We start from the raw sequence: 16,698 nt of genomic DNA, 5'->3' as shown, positions 1-16,698 counted from the left end.
GGCTTAGTCGTCCTGATCATCGGTGACGATGCGCAATCGATAATGACCCGAAGGGCGGTTTTGGCCATGGCTGATGCCGCCCTTTTCAAATGTCAGTTTGCGCTCGGTACATAGTTGCTCTGCGACCTGATGCACGCGCGGCATCAAATCCCGCCAGTATGAGCCAAAGGTTTTGGCAACTTCGGACGGGCATATCGTTCTGTCTGGCCCGCGCTCTGTTGCCAGATCAATCACGCGCTGGCGCAGGATGGCATAGGTTGGCTGATCTTCGTCTTTTTGGTCAAACATCATGACACTTGGTTCTGCATGTCGGTTTTTGCAGGCTGCTTTCGCTGGCGTCGGCACCGGTCAGAGCAATACTGAACCTCGTCCCAGCAATCCTTCCATTTGCGCCGCCAGTTAAAAGGCCGCGCGCATGTCACGCAGGTTTTCTGCGGCAAATCTGATTTGCTGTGACGATGTCCATTGGCATTTTTCGGCATGACACTGCGTTCGGATCAAGTTTGTCGATTATCCGATCAGTGCTTCGACCATGGCATGTGCCGCTGTTCGGCCACTGCGCCAAGCCGCCTCGACCCGTGCGCCAAGGCACCAATCCCCTGCGGCAATCACCCGGCCATTCATGCCATTAAGGTGACTTTTGCCAAGCGGCAATTCAGTCCGCGCATAGCGCCAACGATGGGCCTGAACCGAATGAAGTTCTGGCAGTTTGACACCACTGACATCACGAAGGGCAGCCAGCAGCTTTTCAATCACGCGGTCCTTGTCTTCTTCAAGGTGCTGACGTGACCATTCCGGGCTGGCATGCAGCACCCACGGATCGGGTGTGCGACGGTGGAACATGTCATCGTTCTGGCTGCTGCGCGCGGCCCAGCTGATTTCGGGGCTCGGATACAGCATCGCGTCAAAGCCGGTCGGAAGCGGGGTTTCAAAGGCGGCCATAACCGCCCAGCACGGAGCCATGACAACCTCGTCAATCGGGGCATAGCGCGGGGCAAGCGGGCGCAAAAGATCGGCGGTCTGCGGGGCAGGGGCGGTAACGATCACACCATCAAACGGGCCGTATGTGCCGTCCAGATCATCATGGAGCATAAAACTGCGCGGGCCGTTCGGCTCGATGCCGATAATACGGTGTTGCTTCTGGATCGGGAAGGTGTCGACCAAGGGGCGGATCAGTTTGTTCATCTGCGGCGCACCCTGATACCAGGGCTCTTCGGCAAGGTTGCCGACATGGCGCGCGATCGGTGAAAGTGCCGCACCGGATTGTGCGGGGGCGGACGTTCCGCGATGAAGGTTGGGCGACCAGTTCTGGGCGGCGTTAAACTCGGTTGCTTCTTGCAAAAACGCATTAAACCCCGGATCACGCGCCGTCACATATTGCGCACCATGATTGAAATGACCAAAGTCGGTGCGCCGTGACGCCAGACGCCCGCCAAGACCGCGGCTTTTTTCAAACACCGTTACGTTCATTCCAATGCGGTGCAGCGTGCTGGCCGCTTTTAGGCCCGCCATTCCGGCACCAATGATCGCAATATTCACGTTTGACATCCGTGGCATGTGTGGCTCCTGTCTGGGTCGCGGGGCAAGTCCCGACGGATTGTTTAAAGTTATAGTTTCGATACGAAACCAGACCGGAATTGGAGCAGTCCCACCGATAAGAAATTTATGAAACTGTCACGACCGGGTCATGAAACCGTTACAACAAACACGCAGTCTGCCTGCTTTGATTACGGTTATTCCAAGGGGAAAACATGCGTTCTTCATTGATGGCGACAGCCGCTGTTTCGTTGCTTCTGACAGCCTGTGCAGGCACGGCACCCAACCAAACCAAGATGGCGGGTGACGTCATGAATGCGGGTGCGCATCCGATCACGATTGTGCCGATGGGCGAATATCGTACCGGGATGCTAGATGAAAGTGCGGCGGAAATTCCGGCATTTGATCCGGTGTCAAAGCGCATCTTTGTCGTCAATGGCGCGGACAAAGTGGTCGATATTCTTGATATGTCTGATCCGTCCGAACTGACCAAGATCGATGCGATTGATCTTTCCACCTGGGGCAAGGGTGCCAACAGTGTTGCCATCAAAAATGGCGTTGTCGCCGTGGCCGTGGAAAATACCGATAAGCAGGCACCGGGTCAGGCCGTTTTCTTTGATACCGATGGCGGGTTTATTTCAGCGGTCACCGTGGGCGCACTGCCCGACATGATCAAGTTCTCCCCGGATGGGAAATATGTTCTGGTCGCAAACGAAGGCGAGCCGAATGACGCATTCACCAATGATCCGGAAGGTAGTGTTTCGATCATTTCCATGGCCGGTGGTGCAGAAAACTTGTCCGATGATGACGTCCGCACGGTTGATTTCAAGTTCCTGAATGATGGCAAGCTGCCCTATGGCATGCGGACGTCCAATCCGGGTGCTTCAAGCGTGGCACAGGATGTGGAGCCGGAATATATCGCCGTCTCCAAGGACAGCAAAACAGCCTATGTGTCGTTGCAGGAAAACAACGCGATTGCGATTATCGATATCGACACTGCAACAGTCAAAAACGTTGCCGGTCTTGGCTTCAAGGATCATTCGGTTCATGCCTTTGATGCCAGCGACAAGGACGGCAAGATCAATATCCGCACTTGGCCGGTGATGGGCATGTTCATGCCTGACACCATCGATGCAATCAATATTGATGGCAAGGAATGGGTCCTGATCGCCAACGAAGGCGATTCACGCGACTATGACGGCTACAGCGAGGAAACCCGCGTTGGCAAACTGACGCTTGATCCGGTGGCCTTCCCAACCGCAAGCACCCTGCAAAAGGATGAAAATCTTGGTCGTTTGAAGACCACAACCGCGCAGGGCGACGTTGATGGTGATGGCGATTTCGATGTCATCTATAGCTATGGCGCACGGTCGTTCTCGGTGCTGGATGCGGACGGTGAAATGGTCTTTGACAGTGGTGATGCGTTTGAGCAGATCCTGGCGGCGAACTATCCCAATGTTTTCAATTCCTCGGATACTGAAAACTACAGCCGTGACAACCGCTCCGATGACAAGGGCCCGGAGCCAGAAGGCATTGCAAGTGGCTATGTCAATGGCACGCCCTATGCCTTTATCGGGCTGGAACGTCAGGGCGGCTTCATGGTCTATGACCTGACCAACCCGACCAACCCGCAATTCGTCACCTATCACAGTGATCGTCGTTTCTCAGGCAATCCGGAAAATGATACTGCCGGTGAACTGGCCCCCGAAGGCCTGCAGTTTGTTGATGCCAAGGACAGCCCGACCGGCAACGCAATGCTGGTGGTGGCATCGGAAGTATCTGGTAGCACCAAGGTTTATGACCTGAAGTAACCCGATTACAGCCCTGATTACTGGATATGGGGAAGCCGGGCATTGCCCGGCTTTTTCCTTTTTAAACGCCAGATGGAAAACGGTTCAAACCGGTGGCGATATCGACTAAACTCCCGCCGCGGTCGGGGACATGGCCGATGAATATCAGGGGAGTTCGGGACACTGACGACGCGACGTGAACCACATATTCTGGTCGTTGATGACGACCAGGAAATCCAGAAGCTTTTGAAGAAGTTCCTGTTACAACACGGTTTTCGCATTACCACCGTGTCCGACGGCAATGAAATGCATCGTGCACTGCGCGACTGGAAAATCGATCTGGTGATTCTTGATATCATGTTGCCGGGCGAGGACGGCTTTGCGCTGTGCCGGGATGTTCGACGGACCTCCAAGGTGCCGATTGTCATGCTGACCGCGGTGGGCGAGGATACCGATCGTATTCTTGGCCTTGAACTTGGTGCAGATGATTACCTGACCAAGCCGTTTAATCCGCGTGAATTGCTGGCCCGTATCCGTGCGGTGTTCCGGCGCTTTGAAACGGGGGCGGTTGGGCCGTCTGATAACGAAGTCGCCCCGGCGCACAAGATCATTTTCGGTGAATGGACGCTTGATATCGGATCACGCGAATTACGCGATGCTGATAATGTTGCCGTGCATTTGTCGACCGGCGAGTTTTCGTTGCTTCTGGCTCTGGTCAAAAACAACAAGCGGGCGCTGTCGCGTGAGCAGCTTGTTGATATTGTGCGCGGACAAAGCTCGCTGCCGTTTGATCGCAGTATCGATATCCAGATCAGCCGCCTGCGCCGCAAAATCGAAAAAGACGCCAAGAACCCGAAACTGATCAAGACAGTGCGCGGCATCGGCTATCAGTTCTGCGCCGACACCCAAACGATTTAGGCCGACCCATGGCCGATATGTTCGCAAAATTCAGCAACTATATGCGCCGCTACAAGCCGCGCACGCTGGGCGGGCGTATCTTTCTTTTGATGATGCTGGGCGGGCTGATCATTGCAGCCCTCAGTGCCATGGCATCCTATTATGTTATCGAGCGGGACGAACGCATTGGTCGGGCCTATACGCTGGGCTTTACCATTCGCGAACTGGTACGGATCGCCGAAAACCCCGAATTTGAAGAAAACATCATCGATATTGCTGCGCGCGATGGCATGACGATGCGCATCCTGCCATCCGATGATGTCGGGACCTTGTTACTGTTTTCCAGACCCGCACAGCACATCGCCATGCCGGTCCGACTGGCCAATACCGGTTGGCCGACCTCGGTCAAGGTGCATTTCGAACGCGGTCGTTTGAGTGCCGAACAGCGCGCCACGATCGAGGCCACCGAAAATCCCAGCCTGTTCTTTGCCGAATTGTCGCGTGAAATCGCGCGTCTTGGCCTCGAGGCACAGGTGGAAATCATGATGCCGTCGGGCAAGCGCATTCTGGTGCACCATAACGAGTTGTGGGCGAATTATTCGTCCCCGTCGCTGGTCTTTCTGATGTTCCTGATGGGGGTGGCCGCGGTTCTTGTCGTGTTTGCCGGGCTTGCCGATTTGTTGGCAGGCCCGTTCAAGCGCCTGACACGTGCGATCATTGACCATGCTGATGATGTCAGCGGCCCACCGGTCGAAGAACGAGGGCCCACAGAGGCGCGGTCAATGGCCGCGGCTTACAACGATTTGCGCGAACGTATTTCACGGATGCTGGGCGATCGCACCCGGATGCTGGCCGCCATTTCGCACGATTTGCGCACGCCCAGCACGCGGTTAAGGCTGCGCGCCGAATTCATTGAAAATGATGAACTGCGCGAGACCGTTTTGCGCGATCTTGATGAAATGGACAGTCTGCTGAATGACGCGCTTGATTTCCTTGGTGACTGGATCGCCAAGGAGGAAGAACGCACGGTTGACTTCATTTCCGTGCTTGAGGCCATCTGTGATGATTACGCCGATCTTGGCCGCCCGGTGAGCTTTGCCGGGCCGCAGCCCTTGCAGTTCAGCTCGGTCCATACGGTGTTCGGCGGCAATGATGATGCCCATTCCTTTGAGGGCAAACGCAGCATCCGGTTGTCTTGCCGTCCCGGCACGTTAAAGCGGGCCTTTACCAACCTGATTGAAAATGCCCTGAAATACGGCCATCGGGCCAATGTCAGTTTGGAAGCAACGGCGGATACGGTTTTGGTCACCATTCGTGACGAGGGGCCCGGGATTCCGGTTGAGCATCAGGACAAGGTTTTCCTGCCGTTTTATCGTGTCGAAGGATCGCGGGCACGCAGCACCGGCGGCAGTGGCCTTGGGCTGTCGATCGTGAAAACGGTGATCGATGCCCATGATGGGCGCATCGAGCTGCGCAATATGCCGGGAAAAGGTCTGGAAGTTATCGTGTCCCTGCCGCGCAGGGTTTAGGGCCATTCGGCACAGTACCGGACAGAGCAGGGCCCAAAAAGAAGAATGGCGGGTGGCCCCCAGAACCACCCGCCAATCAGATCAGATCCGCAACTCGGTATCCGGGTCAAACAGACTGATCTGAGACATGTCGGCCGAGAACGTCATGCTCTCGCCCGGTTTCGGTTGACGGTCCGGACGGACGCGCGCGACGATTTCCTTACCGGCAATTTCGATCACGGTCATGGTGTCGGCACCGGTCGGTTCAATCACTTCGACCTTGCTGTCGAAATTGACATACTGGCTGTCCGGTTCGTCCGACCCGGTACGTTTGTGGGTCAGGGCTTCGGGGCGAATGCCAAACACGACATCCTTGCCGATATAACCACGATAGCTTTCCGGCGCCTCAAACAGCGGCAGGATAATCGGGTTGCCATCGCGCGGGATGGTCAAGGCCAGCTTGCCGTTGTCTTCGGTCAGGGTCGCATCAATGAAGTTCATCGACGGCGATCCGATGAAGCCGGCAACAAACATGTTGTTCGGGCGTTCATAGATGTTCTGCGGCGTATCGAACTGCTGCAGGATACCGTCCTTCATCACCGCGATGCGCGACGCCAGGGTCATGGCTTCGATCTGATCGTGGGTGACATAAACGATGGTCGAGCCAAGACGCTGATGCAGCTTCTTGATCTCGGTCCGCATGTCGACACGCAGTTTCGCATCAAGGTTTGAAAGCGGTTCGTCAAACAGGAAGATATCCGGATCACGCACAAGCGCGCGGCCCATGGCCACACGTTGACGCTGACCACCCGAAAGCTGGGACGGTTTGCGATCCAGAAGTGCTTCGATCTGAAGCAGTTTGGCAACATCGGCAACGGCCTTGTCACGTTCCTGATTGGAAACGCCACGGATTTCGAGGCCAAAGGTGATGTTCTTGCGCACCGTCATGTTCGGGTAAAGCGCATAGGACTGGAACACCATGGCGATGTTACGGTCTTTGGGATGCACGTCGTTGATAACGCGATCCCCAATGCGGATTTCCCCGTCGGTGGCTGTTTCCAGACCTGCAATCAGGTTCAGAAGGGTCGATTTGCCGCAACCCGACGGACCAACAAGGACGAGAAACTCGCCATCGTCAATCGCCAGATTGATTTCCTTGAGAACTTCGACAGGGCCAAAAGCCTTGCGAACTTTATCGAGGGTGAGTGATGCCATTTGCTTATCCCTTCACCGAGCCGGCGGTCAGGCCGCGGACGAAGTATTTGCCAGCGAGAACATAAACCAGCAACGTCGGAAGGCCGGTCAGCAGGGCTGCTGCCATATCAACGTTGTACTGTTTCACGCCGGTTGTGGTGTTGACGATATTGTTGAGTGCGACGGTCATCGGTGCATTTGCGCCAGAAGCAAACGAGGCACCGAACAGGAAGTCGTTCCAGATCTGGGTGAACTGCCAGATGACCGAAACCACGATGATCGGGGTCGAGATCGGCAGAATAATGCGCCAGAAAATGGTGAAGAACCCGGCACCGTCAATGGTGGCTGCCTTGACCAGTTCGTCCGGGATTGAAACGTAATAGTTCCGGAAGAACAGGGTGGTAAAGCACAGGCCGTAAACGACGTGGACCAGAACAAGGCCCGGGGTCGAACTGGCAAGACCAAGCTTGCCAAGAACCTGTGACATCGGCAGCAGAACGACCTGGAACGGAATGAAGCAACCAAACAGCAGCAGGGCAAAGACGATGTTCGCCCCCTTGAACCGCCACTTGGTCAGCGCATAGCCATTGATCGCACCAAGGAAGGTCGAAATCAGAACGGCGGGGATCGCCATTTTGACCGAGTTCCAGAAATAGATTTTGATCCCGGTACATTCGACACCAACACAGGCCTCGTTCCATGCATAGTTCCATGCATCAAACGTCACCACGCGCGGCAGCGAAATCAGCGACCCTTCACGAATTTCGTCGAGTGATTTCAACGAGGTCGAAATCATGACGATCAGCGGGAAAAGGTAATAGGCCGCAAACAGGATCAGAATAAGATACAGCAACCCGCGCAGAACGGTATGCTTCCAGCCTGCATCGTGGCTATAGGTCTGAATATCAGCCATTTTTCTTGCCTCCGCGCAGTTCGGAATACAGATACGGCACAATGATCGCCATAACGGTTGCCAGCATCATCATGGCACTGGCCGCACCAACACCAAGCTGGTTACGCTGGAAGGCCATCGTGTACATGAAGGTTGCCGGAAGATCGGATGAATAGCCCGGGCCACCACCGGTAAGCGCAATGACAAGGTCAAAGCTTTTGACCGCCAGGTGGGCCAGAACGACGATCGCACTCAGGAAAACCGGGCGGATCGACGGAATGATGATACCAAAATAGATCCGGGGCAGGCTGGCACCGTCCATATAGGCTGCGCGAATGATGTCCTGATCGACGCCGCGCAATGCCGCAAGGAACATTGCCATGACAAAGCCCGATGCCTGCCAGACTGCTGCGATCACAACCGTGTAGATCGCCATGTCCGAATTGACCAGCCAGTCGAACTTGAAGCTCGTCCAGCCGAGGTCATGCATCATGCTTTCAAGGCCAAGGCCCGGATTAAGAAGCCATTTCCAGACAGTACCCGTCACGATGAAGGACAGGGCCATCGGATAAAGGAAGATCGTACGAAGCGCACCTTCGGCGCGAATACGCTGATCAAGAAGAACTGCCAGAAGGCACCCGATGATCAGGCAGGTCGCGATAAACAGACCACCAAAGATCAGCAGGTTTTCAATGGCAACATGCCAGCGTTCCATCTGCCACAGACGTTCATATTGCCGAAGCCCTGCCCAATCCCAGACGGGAAGCATGCGCGACTTGGAAAACGCCATATAGCCGGTCCACAGGATGAACCCGTAGACAAAAAACAGGGACGCAGCAAAGGACGGAGCAACAACGATCTTGGACAGATGGCGCTGGATGCTGGCCGTCAGGTTGCTTTCGGTGCTTTGAGAAGCCCCCATAACCTTTGCCTCAAAAGTTAAATGAGTGGGAAACAGGCCCCGGAAATTCCGGGGCCTGCAAATTGCTCATATCTCAGATTGTACTGATCAGATGAGATTAGTCTTTGGCCAGTTCAACAGCTTCGACCAGACGCGAGACGGCTTCGTCAGACGACATGTCGGAGTTGAAATGTGCGGTCACGACGTCAACGATCGCACCTGCAAGGTGGCCACGAAGCGCCATGCCATGTGCCATGGACGGAAGGAAACCACCGGCTTCCTGTGCGGCCTGAAGGTCAGCTTCGGACTTCTTGGCGCAATCGTCGAACTTATCAAGCGAAACGCCTGAACGTGCCGGGATCGAACCTTTGAGAAGGTTGAAGGTTTCCTGGAACTTCTCGCCAACAATCAGTTCGGCAAGCAGTTTCTGGCCTGCGACCTTGTCGTCGCCCGAAACGTTGAACATTGCAAAGCTGTCAACGTTGAACAGGTAGCCGTTTTCAGACGGGGTTGCTGCACAGATGAAGTCTTTGCCCGGTACTTTGCCAGCAGCAAGGAATTCGCCTTTTGCCCAGTCACCCATGATCTGCATGGCGGCTTCGCCATTCATGACCATTGCAGTTGCAAGGTTCCAGTCACGACCCGGGAAGTCGGCATCGACATAACCACGGATTTTGCGCATCTGGTCAAACACCGCTTTCATGGTGTCGGAGTTCAGTGCGTCTTCGTCGAGATCAACCAGAGCACTCTGGAAGAATTCCGGGCCGCCAAGGCCAAGAACGACGGTTTCAAAGACGGTTGCGTCCTGCCACGGCTGACCACCATGGGCAACCGGCGTGATGCCAGCAGCCTGAAGTTTGTCAGCAAGGGCGTTGAACTCGTCCCAGGTGGTCGGTGCGGAATCGGCACCAACTTTTGCCAGAAGGGTCGGGTTTGCCCAGATCCAGTCAACGCGGTGAACGTTTACCGGAACAGCAACATAGTCGCCTTCGTATTTCATAACGTCCTGGATCGCAGCCGGGATAACGTCATCCCAACCTTCAGCAGCGGCAACGTCATTGAGATCAGCAAGGGCACCCTGTTCGGCCCATTCCTGAATTGCCGGACCTTTAAGCTGAACAGCAGCCGGTGCATCACCCGACAGAACGCGCGAACGCAGAACGGTCATGGCTGCATCGCCAGCACCACCAGCGACCGGGCTATCAACCCAGGTGCCGCCATTGGCTTCAAAATCTTCTTTAAGGGATGCGACAGCTTTTGCTTCGCCGCCCGAAGTCCACCAGTGCAGGACTTCAGCAGTCGGCTCGGCATGAGCAAAGTTAGCAGTCGCGAGTGCAGAAAACGCCACACCAGTGGCGAGGATGGTTTTGCGCAGATACATCTAGGTTTCCTCCCTGGCTTTTAACCATTTGCAGCGACAACATGCTGCGAGAAGGGGCACAATGCATCCACAAAACTGTAACAGGGCGTTTCCAGATTGCGAACTGAAACACTTTGTTACAAAATTGGCAATATACATCGCTAATATATTGCAGAGCAGCAAAAACAATTAGGGCGTTTGTCGGCATTAAAGCTGTGACGCATCGGAATAAGTGCATCGAATTTGGTCGTGATTATCATGTGATAGCAGGGGAATAGAGGACGACCATGTGGAATAGCGCACCTGTTATCGACTGGATTGCCAAAGAAGGCCGCCTGATCGAGGATGCAAATGCCTTCCTTGACCAACTGATGACCCGGATCAACGCCCAAGGATTTCATATCGCACGCATGCGCTGCTCGATGGAGGCGCTCCATCCGCAAGTCGCCGTCTGGTCGTTTCTTTGGGATCGTGAACACGGGGCCCGTCTGTGGGAGGCCATCCATGGCATTCATGAAAGCGGTTCTTACATCGGAAGCCCGGTCGAAGACGTGAACCTGCATGGTGGCCCGGTGCGCATTCACCTTGCAAAGGTCAATCCGGCCGATCATCACCCGCTTGTCGGCGAGCTGATCGGTATGGGGTTGACCGACTATTATTGTACGCGCATTCGGTTCAGTGGCGGACGCTGGTGCGTCATGACCATCGCGACAGATCAGCCCGACGGTTTCGATGAGGCAGAAATCGCTTGTTTTGAAGGGTTGCTGGATCACGTTGGTGGGGTGCTTGAACTGCATGTGACCAAACGGATCGAACATTCGTTGCTTGATACCTATCTGGGCGAACGCACGGGCGCGCGGGTCATGCATGGTCATATTCGTCGCGGCGACGGTGAAACCATTCGTGCAGCCCTTTGGTTCAGTGACGTGCGCGATTTTACGGTTATGACCGAAACCCTGTCGGTCGAACAACTGCTTGACAGTCTTAATGTCTATTTCGAAACGGTTGAACGTGCCGTGCGCGCCCATGGGGGCGAAATTTTGCGTTTTGTCGGCGATGCGATGCTGATTGTCTTTGCCCAGGAAAACAATCAATCAGCCGAAAATGTCTGCGAAAACGCCGTGCTTGCAGCTGAGGCCGCCTTGGCGGATCTGGAAAATGTCAACCGGAAACGTTTGAAAGAAGGGCTGCCAATCCTTCGCTTTGGCGTCGGGCTTCATTACGGCGAAGTGGTCTATGGCAATGTCGGCGGTACCCACCGACTGGATTTCACCGTGATGGGGGTGGCGGTAAACCGGACAGCCCGTCTGGAAAGCCTGACCAAACAGATCGGCACACCCTTGTTGATGTCAGATGTTCTGGCAAGCCACATCACCGAGCCGACGGTTTGCTGTGGTGACTTCGCGGTCAAAGGCGTTGCCGCGCCGCTTACCGTCCATGCCCTTCAATCGGCCTTGCCGTTTGCCAAGGTCGCAGAGGGTAACGCCTAGGACAGGGCATGGGGCAGGGCGTTTTGACCTGAAAATCCGGCGAAAATGCTGCGCTGCACTATGTGCGTTCAGGTATAATTCAACTCAAAACATCAGACTTAATCGCCGTATCAGCCACGGATTGTCGGGTATGATTTGTTCATATGTGTTTATCTGTGAATAAATGGCACAGATGATATGCATTTTTTGGTGGTTGAGGATCAAGTGGAATTTCGACATATTGCAACGCGAAGCAAGCTGATGAATGCGCCAGACAGTTGGAGGTCACCTCCAAGGCAGCATTCAAAATTGTAACCCAAGGAGGTTCAACATGTTCCTGTCCAGTATTCTTGTTGCTGTTCGCCGTTGGGCCTATGCACGCTCTGTCGCGAATGAACTTTACGGCCTTGATAAGCGCGATCTTGATGATGTCGGGATTTCCCAGTGGCAGATCAAAGACGTTGCTCGTAAAGCAGCACGTGACGCGATTGCATAACGCTCGCACCATATAGGCACCCGTCAATCGGGATTGCCAATGCGGAAGCCGGACACAAGTCCGGCTTTTTGTGTTTCTGGGGTAGACTCTGGGTCAAACCAATCCGGACAAAGTCACGCAGCGTATGGAAGCAATGTTCTTGTGATCGCGAGTTCCGTTTGCATGCCGCTTGTTTGTTTCCGCATTTTAAGTCTGCCTACCACACCTAATGCAAACGTTGTCGTTGGGTGGCGCTGATGCGCACAGCAATCACAATCGTCTGGTTAAAACGCGACTTGCGTCTGCATGACCATGCGGCGCTGAATGCGGCGATTGCTGCCGGATATCCGGTTGTGTTGCTTTATGTCGTCGAGCCCGACTATTGGCGCTTGCCAGACACATCAGCACGGCATTGGCAGTTTATCCGCGCGTCCCTGCATGAACTGGCTTCTGATGTTCGTGCGCTTGGTCAATCGCTTACCGTGCGGGTTGGTAATGTTGTTGATGTCTTGGCCGGGCTCGCCGACACATTCGATATCCGTGCCATTCACGCACACGAAGAAACCGGTAATCTCTGGACATTCAAACGTGATCTGGCCGTTTCGGATTGGGCGCGCCAAAATGGCATTGCATTCCAGGAACATCGGCAGTTTGCCGTCATTCGTGGCAGGCTTGATCGCGATCACTGGCACGGGGCATGGCAGGCTTTTTTTGCCAGCCCACCGACCGGGCAGGTGCGGTTTCAAACACCTGCTGTTGATCTTGATCCCGGTACAATTCCGCAACATCCGGTGGCACACCTTTCCGCACCTTGCAATGATCCACAGGGTGGTGGACGTCGTGCGGGGATGCGGCTGCTTGACAGTTTCCTTGGCTATCGCGGACAGAGATATCACCGCGAAATGTCATCGCCCCGAACCGCGTTCGATAGCTGTTCACGGCTAAGCCCGCATATTGCCTATGGCACAGTATCCCTGCGCGAAATCATTCATGCCGTGCGTGAAAGACGGCGCGATATCCATGCCATGCCTGCAACGGATCGCCCCAAAGGCTTTCTTTCCGCACTAAAGGCATATGAAAGCCGGCTGCACTGGCATTGTCATTTCGTCCAGAAGCTTGAAACCACCCCGGGGATCGAGATTGAAAACCTGCATCCGGCCTATAACGGCTTGCGGCCTGATCATTCCGATGATCCGGGCCTTCTGGCGTGGAAAGCAGGCAAAACCGGATTTCCGTTTATTGATGCCTGTATGCGGGCCCTTGATCACACTGGCTGGATCAATTTCAGAATGCGCGCGATGCTGACAGCCTTTGTTAGTTATCAGCTTTGGCAACATTGGCGCGAACCTTCGTTGCATCTCGCCCGGCAATTTGTCGATTACGAACCGGGCATTCATTACCCCCAGATCCAGATGCAATCAGGCACGACGGGGATCAACACGCCACGCATCTATAACCCGGTCAAACAATCCAATGATCAGGACCCCGACGGTGCGTTCATCCGCCGTTGGGTGCCGGAACTGCGTGACGTGCCGGACGCGTTCATTCACGAACCCTGGCGTCTTGCCCCGATTGAACAGATTGATCTGGGCGTTGAGATCGGAAAACATTATCCAGCGCCGATTATCGATCACATGGCCGCCGCCCGACATGCGCGTACCAACATCTGGGCCATTCGCAAAAACGATGATTTCCGCGATCGGGCACAGCAAATCGTCAAGCAGCATGGCAGCCGAACATTTAAACAGAAACGACCACCGGCCGGGCGCGATAAATCCGATCAACAGATTACGTTTGATTTCTAAGCCTCAGAAAAGGCTACCTTGTTCTGATCCGGTATCAAACTTGCCATCATCAAGTTTGCTTAAGAACGCGTCGGCCTGTGCGATCAAATCACGCTTTTTGTCGTCCTTCATGCGGGCCCAGTTGCGGTATGGCATGCCAAGGCGCGGATTGTTGCCAAGCTTATCGGCGTTGCGATCCATGAAATGCCAATAAAGCGCGTTGAACGGACAGGCATCCGTGCCGGTATTGTTGCGCGGGTTGTACTGGCAGTCCTTACAGTAATCCGACATGCGGTCGATATACTTGCCACTGGCGGCATAGGGCTTTGATGCCATCTTGCCGCCATCGGCATAAAGCGCCATGCCAAAGGTGTTGGGAAGCTCAACCCATTCGAACGCATCGATATAGACCGCCAGATACCAGTCGCAGACTTCTTTGGGATCAAGCCCAGCCAGCAGGGAAAAATTGCCAATCACCATCAAACGCTGAATGTGATGGGCATAGGCATTTTCAAGCGTTTCGCCAATCGCTTGCTTCAGGCAATTCATCGGCACATCGCCATCCCAGAAAAACCTGGGCAGGTGGCGTTTGGCATCAAAATGATTGCCGCTGCCGTAGTCCGGGCCAAGATACCAGTAAAGCCCACGGACATATTCCCGCCAGCCAAGGATCTGGCGAATAAACCCCTCGACCGCGTTCAGTGGCGCCTTGCCCTCAAGATAGGCCTTCTCGGCCGCCCGGCAGACTTCATCAGGCAACAACAGCCCGGTATTGAGGCATGGGCTGATCAGGGAATGATAAAGGGTGGCACTTTTGACCGTCATCGCATCCTGATAATCGCCAAACTGCGCCAAGCGATGCTTGATGAAATGATCAAGTGCCGCAAGCGCATCCTTGCGGGTGACCGGCCAGCCAAATGACGCAATATCCCCCAGCGCATCGGGAAAATCATCGCAAACGCGATCAAGCAAGCCCTGCGTGATCTTGTCGGGCGCAAAGGTCTTTGGTGATGGGGGCGTCACATCATCGGGCAGACTTTTGCGATTGTCGTGATCAAAGTTCCATTGCCCGCCAACCGGCTTGCCATCGGGTTCCATCAGAATGCCGGTATCGCGCCGCAAACCGCGATAGAAATACTCCATCCGGAGTTCCTTGCGGTCCTTGGCAAAATCCGCAAATGCCGAAAGCGGGGCAAAGAACCGGTCGTCGGCGCGCACATCAACCGAGATATCAAGGTCTTCGGACCATTTGTCGATTTCATGTTTGACCCGCCATTCACCGGGCTCGGTGACGATAACTTCCTTGATGTTGTGCTCGGAAAGGGCGGCTTTCAGGGCATCGGTGAAGGATTTTGTCGGATGGTTTTGATAGTCAAAATACGCGACGTGAAATCCGTTTTCGCGCAATTCCTCGGCAAAGTGGCGCATCGCAGAGAGGATCATCACGATTTTTTGGCGGTGATGGGGGACATAGGTGGCCTCAACATGCGGCTCTGCCATGACGATCAGGTCCCGATTGGGATCTGCATCCTTCAGGCTTGAAAGCGACGGTGTCAGTTGATCACCAAGGATGAAACGAATGGTGTGAAAGTGCTGCTTCATGTTTTGCTTCAATCGATTGCACGGCAGTTGCGAGTCGTACGAAAACATCCGGGCACAAGATCTTTGCGAAGGGCAATTTCGCCGAACCGATTTTCATTCTCAGGGAAATCCGTGCGAATGATTTTTAGTCATTCAACCCGAGTGGCTTATTTCGATAAAATCGGCTAAATTATTGATAATGGTAATCAAAGGCGCGTTTTTTCCTTGAAACAAGCCGGGTGGATTCCCACTATCTGCATAGCCCAACCATCAGGAGAGCCATGATGAAAGGTGATCCCAAGATCATCACATATCTTAATCGCATTCTGACCAACCAGTTGACTGCGATTAACCAGTATTTCCTGCATGCCAGAATGCTGCGGGACTGGGGCGTGGAAGAAATGGGCGAGTATGAGTACAAGCTCTCGATCAAGGAAATGAAACGCGCTGACGACACGATTGAGCGCATTCTGTTTCTTGAAGGTCTTCCCAACCTCCAGAACCTCAACAAACTGATGATCGGCGAAAATGTCGAAGAGATCATCAGCTGTGACATGAAGTTTGAGTTGGCGTCTCTGCCGCTTCTGCGCGAAGCCATCACCGCCTGTGAAAAGGCCGAAGACTTTGTGACGCGCGATCTGCTTGTGAAATTCCTGGAAGAACAGGAAGAGCACGTTGATTGGCTTGAGACCGAAGAATGGCAGCTCGAAAATGTCGGGATTGCAAACTACATCCAGAGCCGTTCAGGCGACGGCGACTAATCAGATCAGGAGTATTACGCCATGAAGGGTAGTAAAAAGGTCCTCGCCGCGCTGAACAAACAGCTCACTGCCGAACTGTCGGCGGCGGATCAGTACAACACACATGCTGAAATGTATGCCGATTGGGGCCTGCATTCGCTCTATGAGCGCATGCATCACGAAAAGGATGAGGAACTCGAACACGCAAAACGTCTGATCGAGCGTATCCTGTTCCTTGAAGGCGTGCCCGATACCGCATCGCGCGAACCGATCAAGATCGGCAAAACCGTGCCCGAGATGATGAAAAACGATCTCGAACACGAATATCACGTGATCAATCTTCTGAAAAAGGCGATCAAGATCGCCGAGGCAGAGGATGATTTCCAGACCCGTCAGATGCTGGTCGCCCTGCTTGATGACAGCGAAGAAGATCATGCCTATTGGCTGGAACAGCAGATCCGCCTGATCGACATGATGGGCCTGCCGAACTACATCCAGTTCCGCGCAGCCGGGGAACCAAACCCGGAAGGCTGATCATCGGCCAACAAACAATTTTCAGAAGGCCCCGGCA

At 54.4% G+C, this 16,698-nt stretch carries 16 protein-coding genes; 8 read left to right on the top strand and 8 right to left on the bottom strand.

The genetic code is table 11. From position 1 onward, the window contains the following. Nucleotides 1-3: 3 nt before the first annotated feature. The 3 genes from WBY09_RS11945 to WBY09_RS11935 are packed head-to-tail and all read right to left on the bottom strand — an operon-like array spanning nucleotide 4 to nucleotide 1,557. On the bottom strand, nucleotides 4-291 hold the full coding sequence (locus WBY09_RS11945; protein WP_286791200.1) for a DUF3253 domain-containing protein: 288 nt from the start codon (nucleotides 289-291) through the stop codon (nucleotides 4-6). Further along, on the bottom strand, nucleotides 288-482 hold the full coding sequence (locus tag WBY09_RS11940) for a DUF2256 domain-containing protein (RefSeq protein ID WP_197147377.1): 195 nt from the start codon (nucleotides 480-482) through the stop codon (nucleotides 288-290). Before WBY09_RS11940 ends, WBY09_RS11945 begins: the two co-directional genes overlap by 4 nt. Before the next feature lie 28 nt (nucleotides 483-510). After that, nucleotides 511-1,557: an NAD(P)/FAD-dependent oxidoreductase gene (locus WBY09_RS11935; RefSeq protein WP_197147378.1), complete on the bottom strand. Its 1,047-nt coding sequence runs from the start codon at nucleotides 1,555-1,557 to the stop codon at nucleotides 511-513. Between the two features lie 194 nt (nucleotides 1,558-1,751). Here WBY09_RS11935 and WBY09_RS11930 point away from each other — a divergent pair, with 194 nt between their 5' ends. The 3 genes from WBY09_RS11930 (at nucleotide 1,752) to WBY09_RS11920 (ending at nucleotide 5,752) form a co-directional block, all read left to right on the top strand. Then, nucleotides 1,752-3,347, top strand: coding sequence for a choice-of-anchor I family protein (locus WBY09_RS11930; protein ID WP_336232787.1), 1,596 nt, complete (start codon nucleotides 1,752-1,754; stop codon nucleotides 3,345-3,347). A gap of 162 nt (nucleotides 3,348-3,509) precedes the next feature. Then, on the top strand, nucleotides 3,510-4,244 hold the full coding sequence (locus WBY09_RS11925; RefSeq protein ID WP_063086944.1) for a response regulator: 735 nt from the start codon (nucleotides 3,510-3,512) through the stop codon (nucleotides 4,242-4,244). A gap of 8 nt (nucleotides 4,245-4,252) precedes the next feature. Further along, on the top strand, nucleotides 4,253-5,752 hold the full coding sequence (locus WBY09_RS11920) for a sensor histidine kinase (RefSeq protein WP_063086945.1): 1,500 nt from the start codon (nucleotides 4,253-4,255) through the stop codon (nucleotides 5,750-5,752). An 81-nt stretch (nucleotides 5,753-5,833) separates the two neighbouring features. Here WBY09_RS11920 and WBY09_RS11915 read toward each other — a convergent pair whose 3' ends face one another. From WBY09_RS11915 to WBY09_RS11900, 4 genes are all read right to left on the bottom strand, one after another. After that, nucleotides 5,834-6,946, bottom strand: coding sequence for an ABC transporter ATP-binding protein (locus tag WBY09_RS11915; RefSeq protein ID WP_336232786.1), 1,113 nt, complete (start codon nucleotides 6,944-6,946; stop codon nucleotides 5,834-5,836). Nucleotides 6,947-6,950: 4 nt separating this feature from the next. After that, a complete protein-coding gene (locus WBY09_RS11910) occupies nucleotides 6,951-7,838 on the bottom strand; it encodes a carbohydrate ABC transporter permease (RefSeq protein ID WP_063086947.1) in 888 nt (295 codons plus the stop codon). Further along, nucleotides 7,831-8,739 carry a carbohydrate ABC transporter permease gene (locus WBY09_RS11905; protein ID WP_286791202.1) on the bottom strand — a complete coding sequence of 303 codons (909 nt, stop codon included), beginning with the start codon at nucleotides 8,737-8,739 and terminating at the stop codon, nucleotides 7,831-7,833. The genes WBY09_RS11910 and WBY09_RS11905 overlap by 8 nt, the downstream gene beginning before the upstream one ends. A 97-nt stretch (nucleotides 8,740-8,836) precedes the next feature. Beyond that, the gene (locus WBY09_RS11900) at nucleotides 8,837-10,099 is read right to left on the bottom strand and encodes an ABC transporter substrate-binding protein (RefSeq protein ID WP_063086948.1); all 1,263 of its coding nucleotides are present in this window, start codon (nucleotides 10,097-10,099) and stop codon (nucleotides 8,837-8,839) included. A 266-nt stretch (nucleotides 10,100-10,365) separates the two neighbouring features. Here WBY09_RS11900 and WBY09_RS11895 point away from each other — a divergent pair, with 266 nt between their 5' ends. From WBY09_RS11895 to WBY09_RS11885, 3 genes are all read left to right on the top strand, one after another. After that, entirely contained in the window at nucleotides 10,366-11,568 is a 1,203-nt protein-coding gene (locus tag WBY09_RS11895; RefSeq protein WP_336232784.1) for an adenylate/guanylate cyclase domain-containing protein, read from the top strand. Nucleotides 11,569-11,878: 310 nt separating this feature from the next. Beyond that, nucleotides 11,879-12,043, top strand: coding sequence for a DUF1127 domain-containing protein (locus tag WBY09_RS11890; protein WP_008891829.1), 165 nt, complete (start codon nucleotides 11,879-11,881; stop codon nucleotides 12,041-12,043). Nucleotides 12,044-12,279: 236 nt separating this feature from the next. Further along, on the top strand, nucleotides 12,280-13,827 hold the full coding sequence (locus WBY09_RS11885; protein ID WP_336232782.1) for a cryptochrome/deoxyribodipyrimidine photo-lyase family protein: 1,548 nt from the start codon (nucleotides 12,280-12,282) through the stop codon (nucleotides 13,825-13,827). 3 nt (nucleotides 13,828-13,830) lie between these two features. Here WBY09_RS11885 and WBY09_RS11880 read toward each other — a convergent pair whose 3' ends face one another. Further along, nucleotides 13,831-15,408: a cryptochrome/photolyase family protein gene (locus tag WBY09_RS11880; RefSeq protein ID WP_286791205.1), complete on the bottom strand. Its 1,578-nt coding sequence runs from the start codon at nucleotides 15,406-15,408 to the stop codon at nucleotides 13,831-13,833. 263 nt (nucleotides 15,409-15,671) lie between these two features. Here WBY09_RS11880 and bfr (WBY09_RS11875) point away from each other — a divergent pair, with 263 nt between their 5' ends. Then, nucleotides 15,672-16,148 carry a bacterioferritin gene (gene bfr / locus WBY09_RS11875; RefSeq protein WP_008891826.1) on the top strand — a complete coding sequence of 159 codons (477 nt, stop codon included), beginning with the start codon at nucleotides 15,672-15,674 and terminating at the stop codon, nucleotides 16,146-16,148. Between the two features lie 21 nt (nucleotides 16,149-16,169). Beyond that, entirely contained in the window at nucleotides 16,170-16,661 is a 492-nt protein-coding gene (gene bfr, locus WBY09_RS11870; protein ID WP_286791206.1) for a bacterioferritin, read from the top strand. The last annotated feature ends 37 nt before the right edge of the window (nucleotides 16,662-16,698 follow it).

Origin of the sequence: Thalassospira sp. CH_XMU1458 (assembly GCF_037027205.1) — a bacterium.
GTDB classification, from domain to species: domain Bacteria; phylum Pseudomonadota; class Alphaproteobacteria; order Rhodospirillales; family Thalassospiraceae; genus Thalassospira; species Thalassospira tepidiphila.
This window is presented reverse-complemented; position numbering and strand designations above follow the sequence as displayed.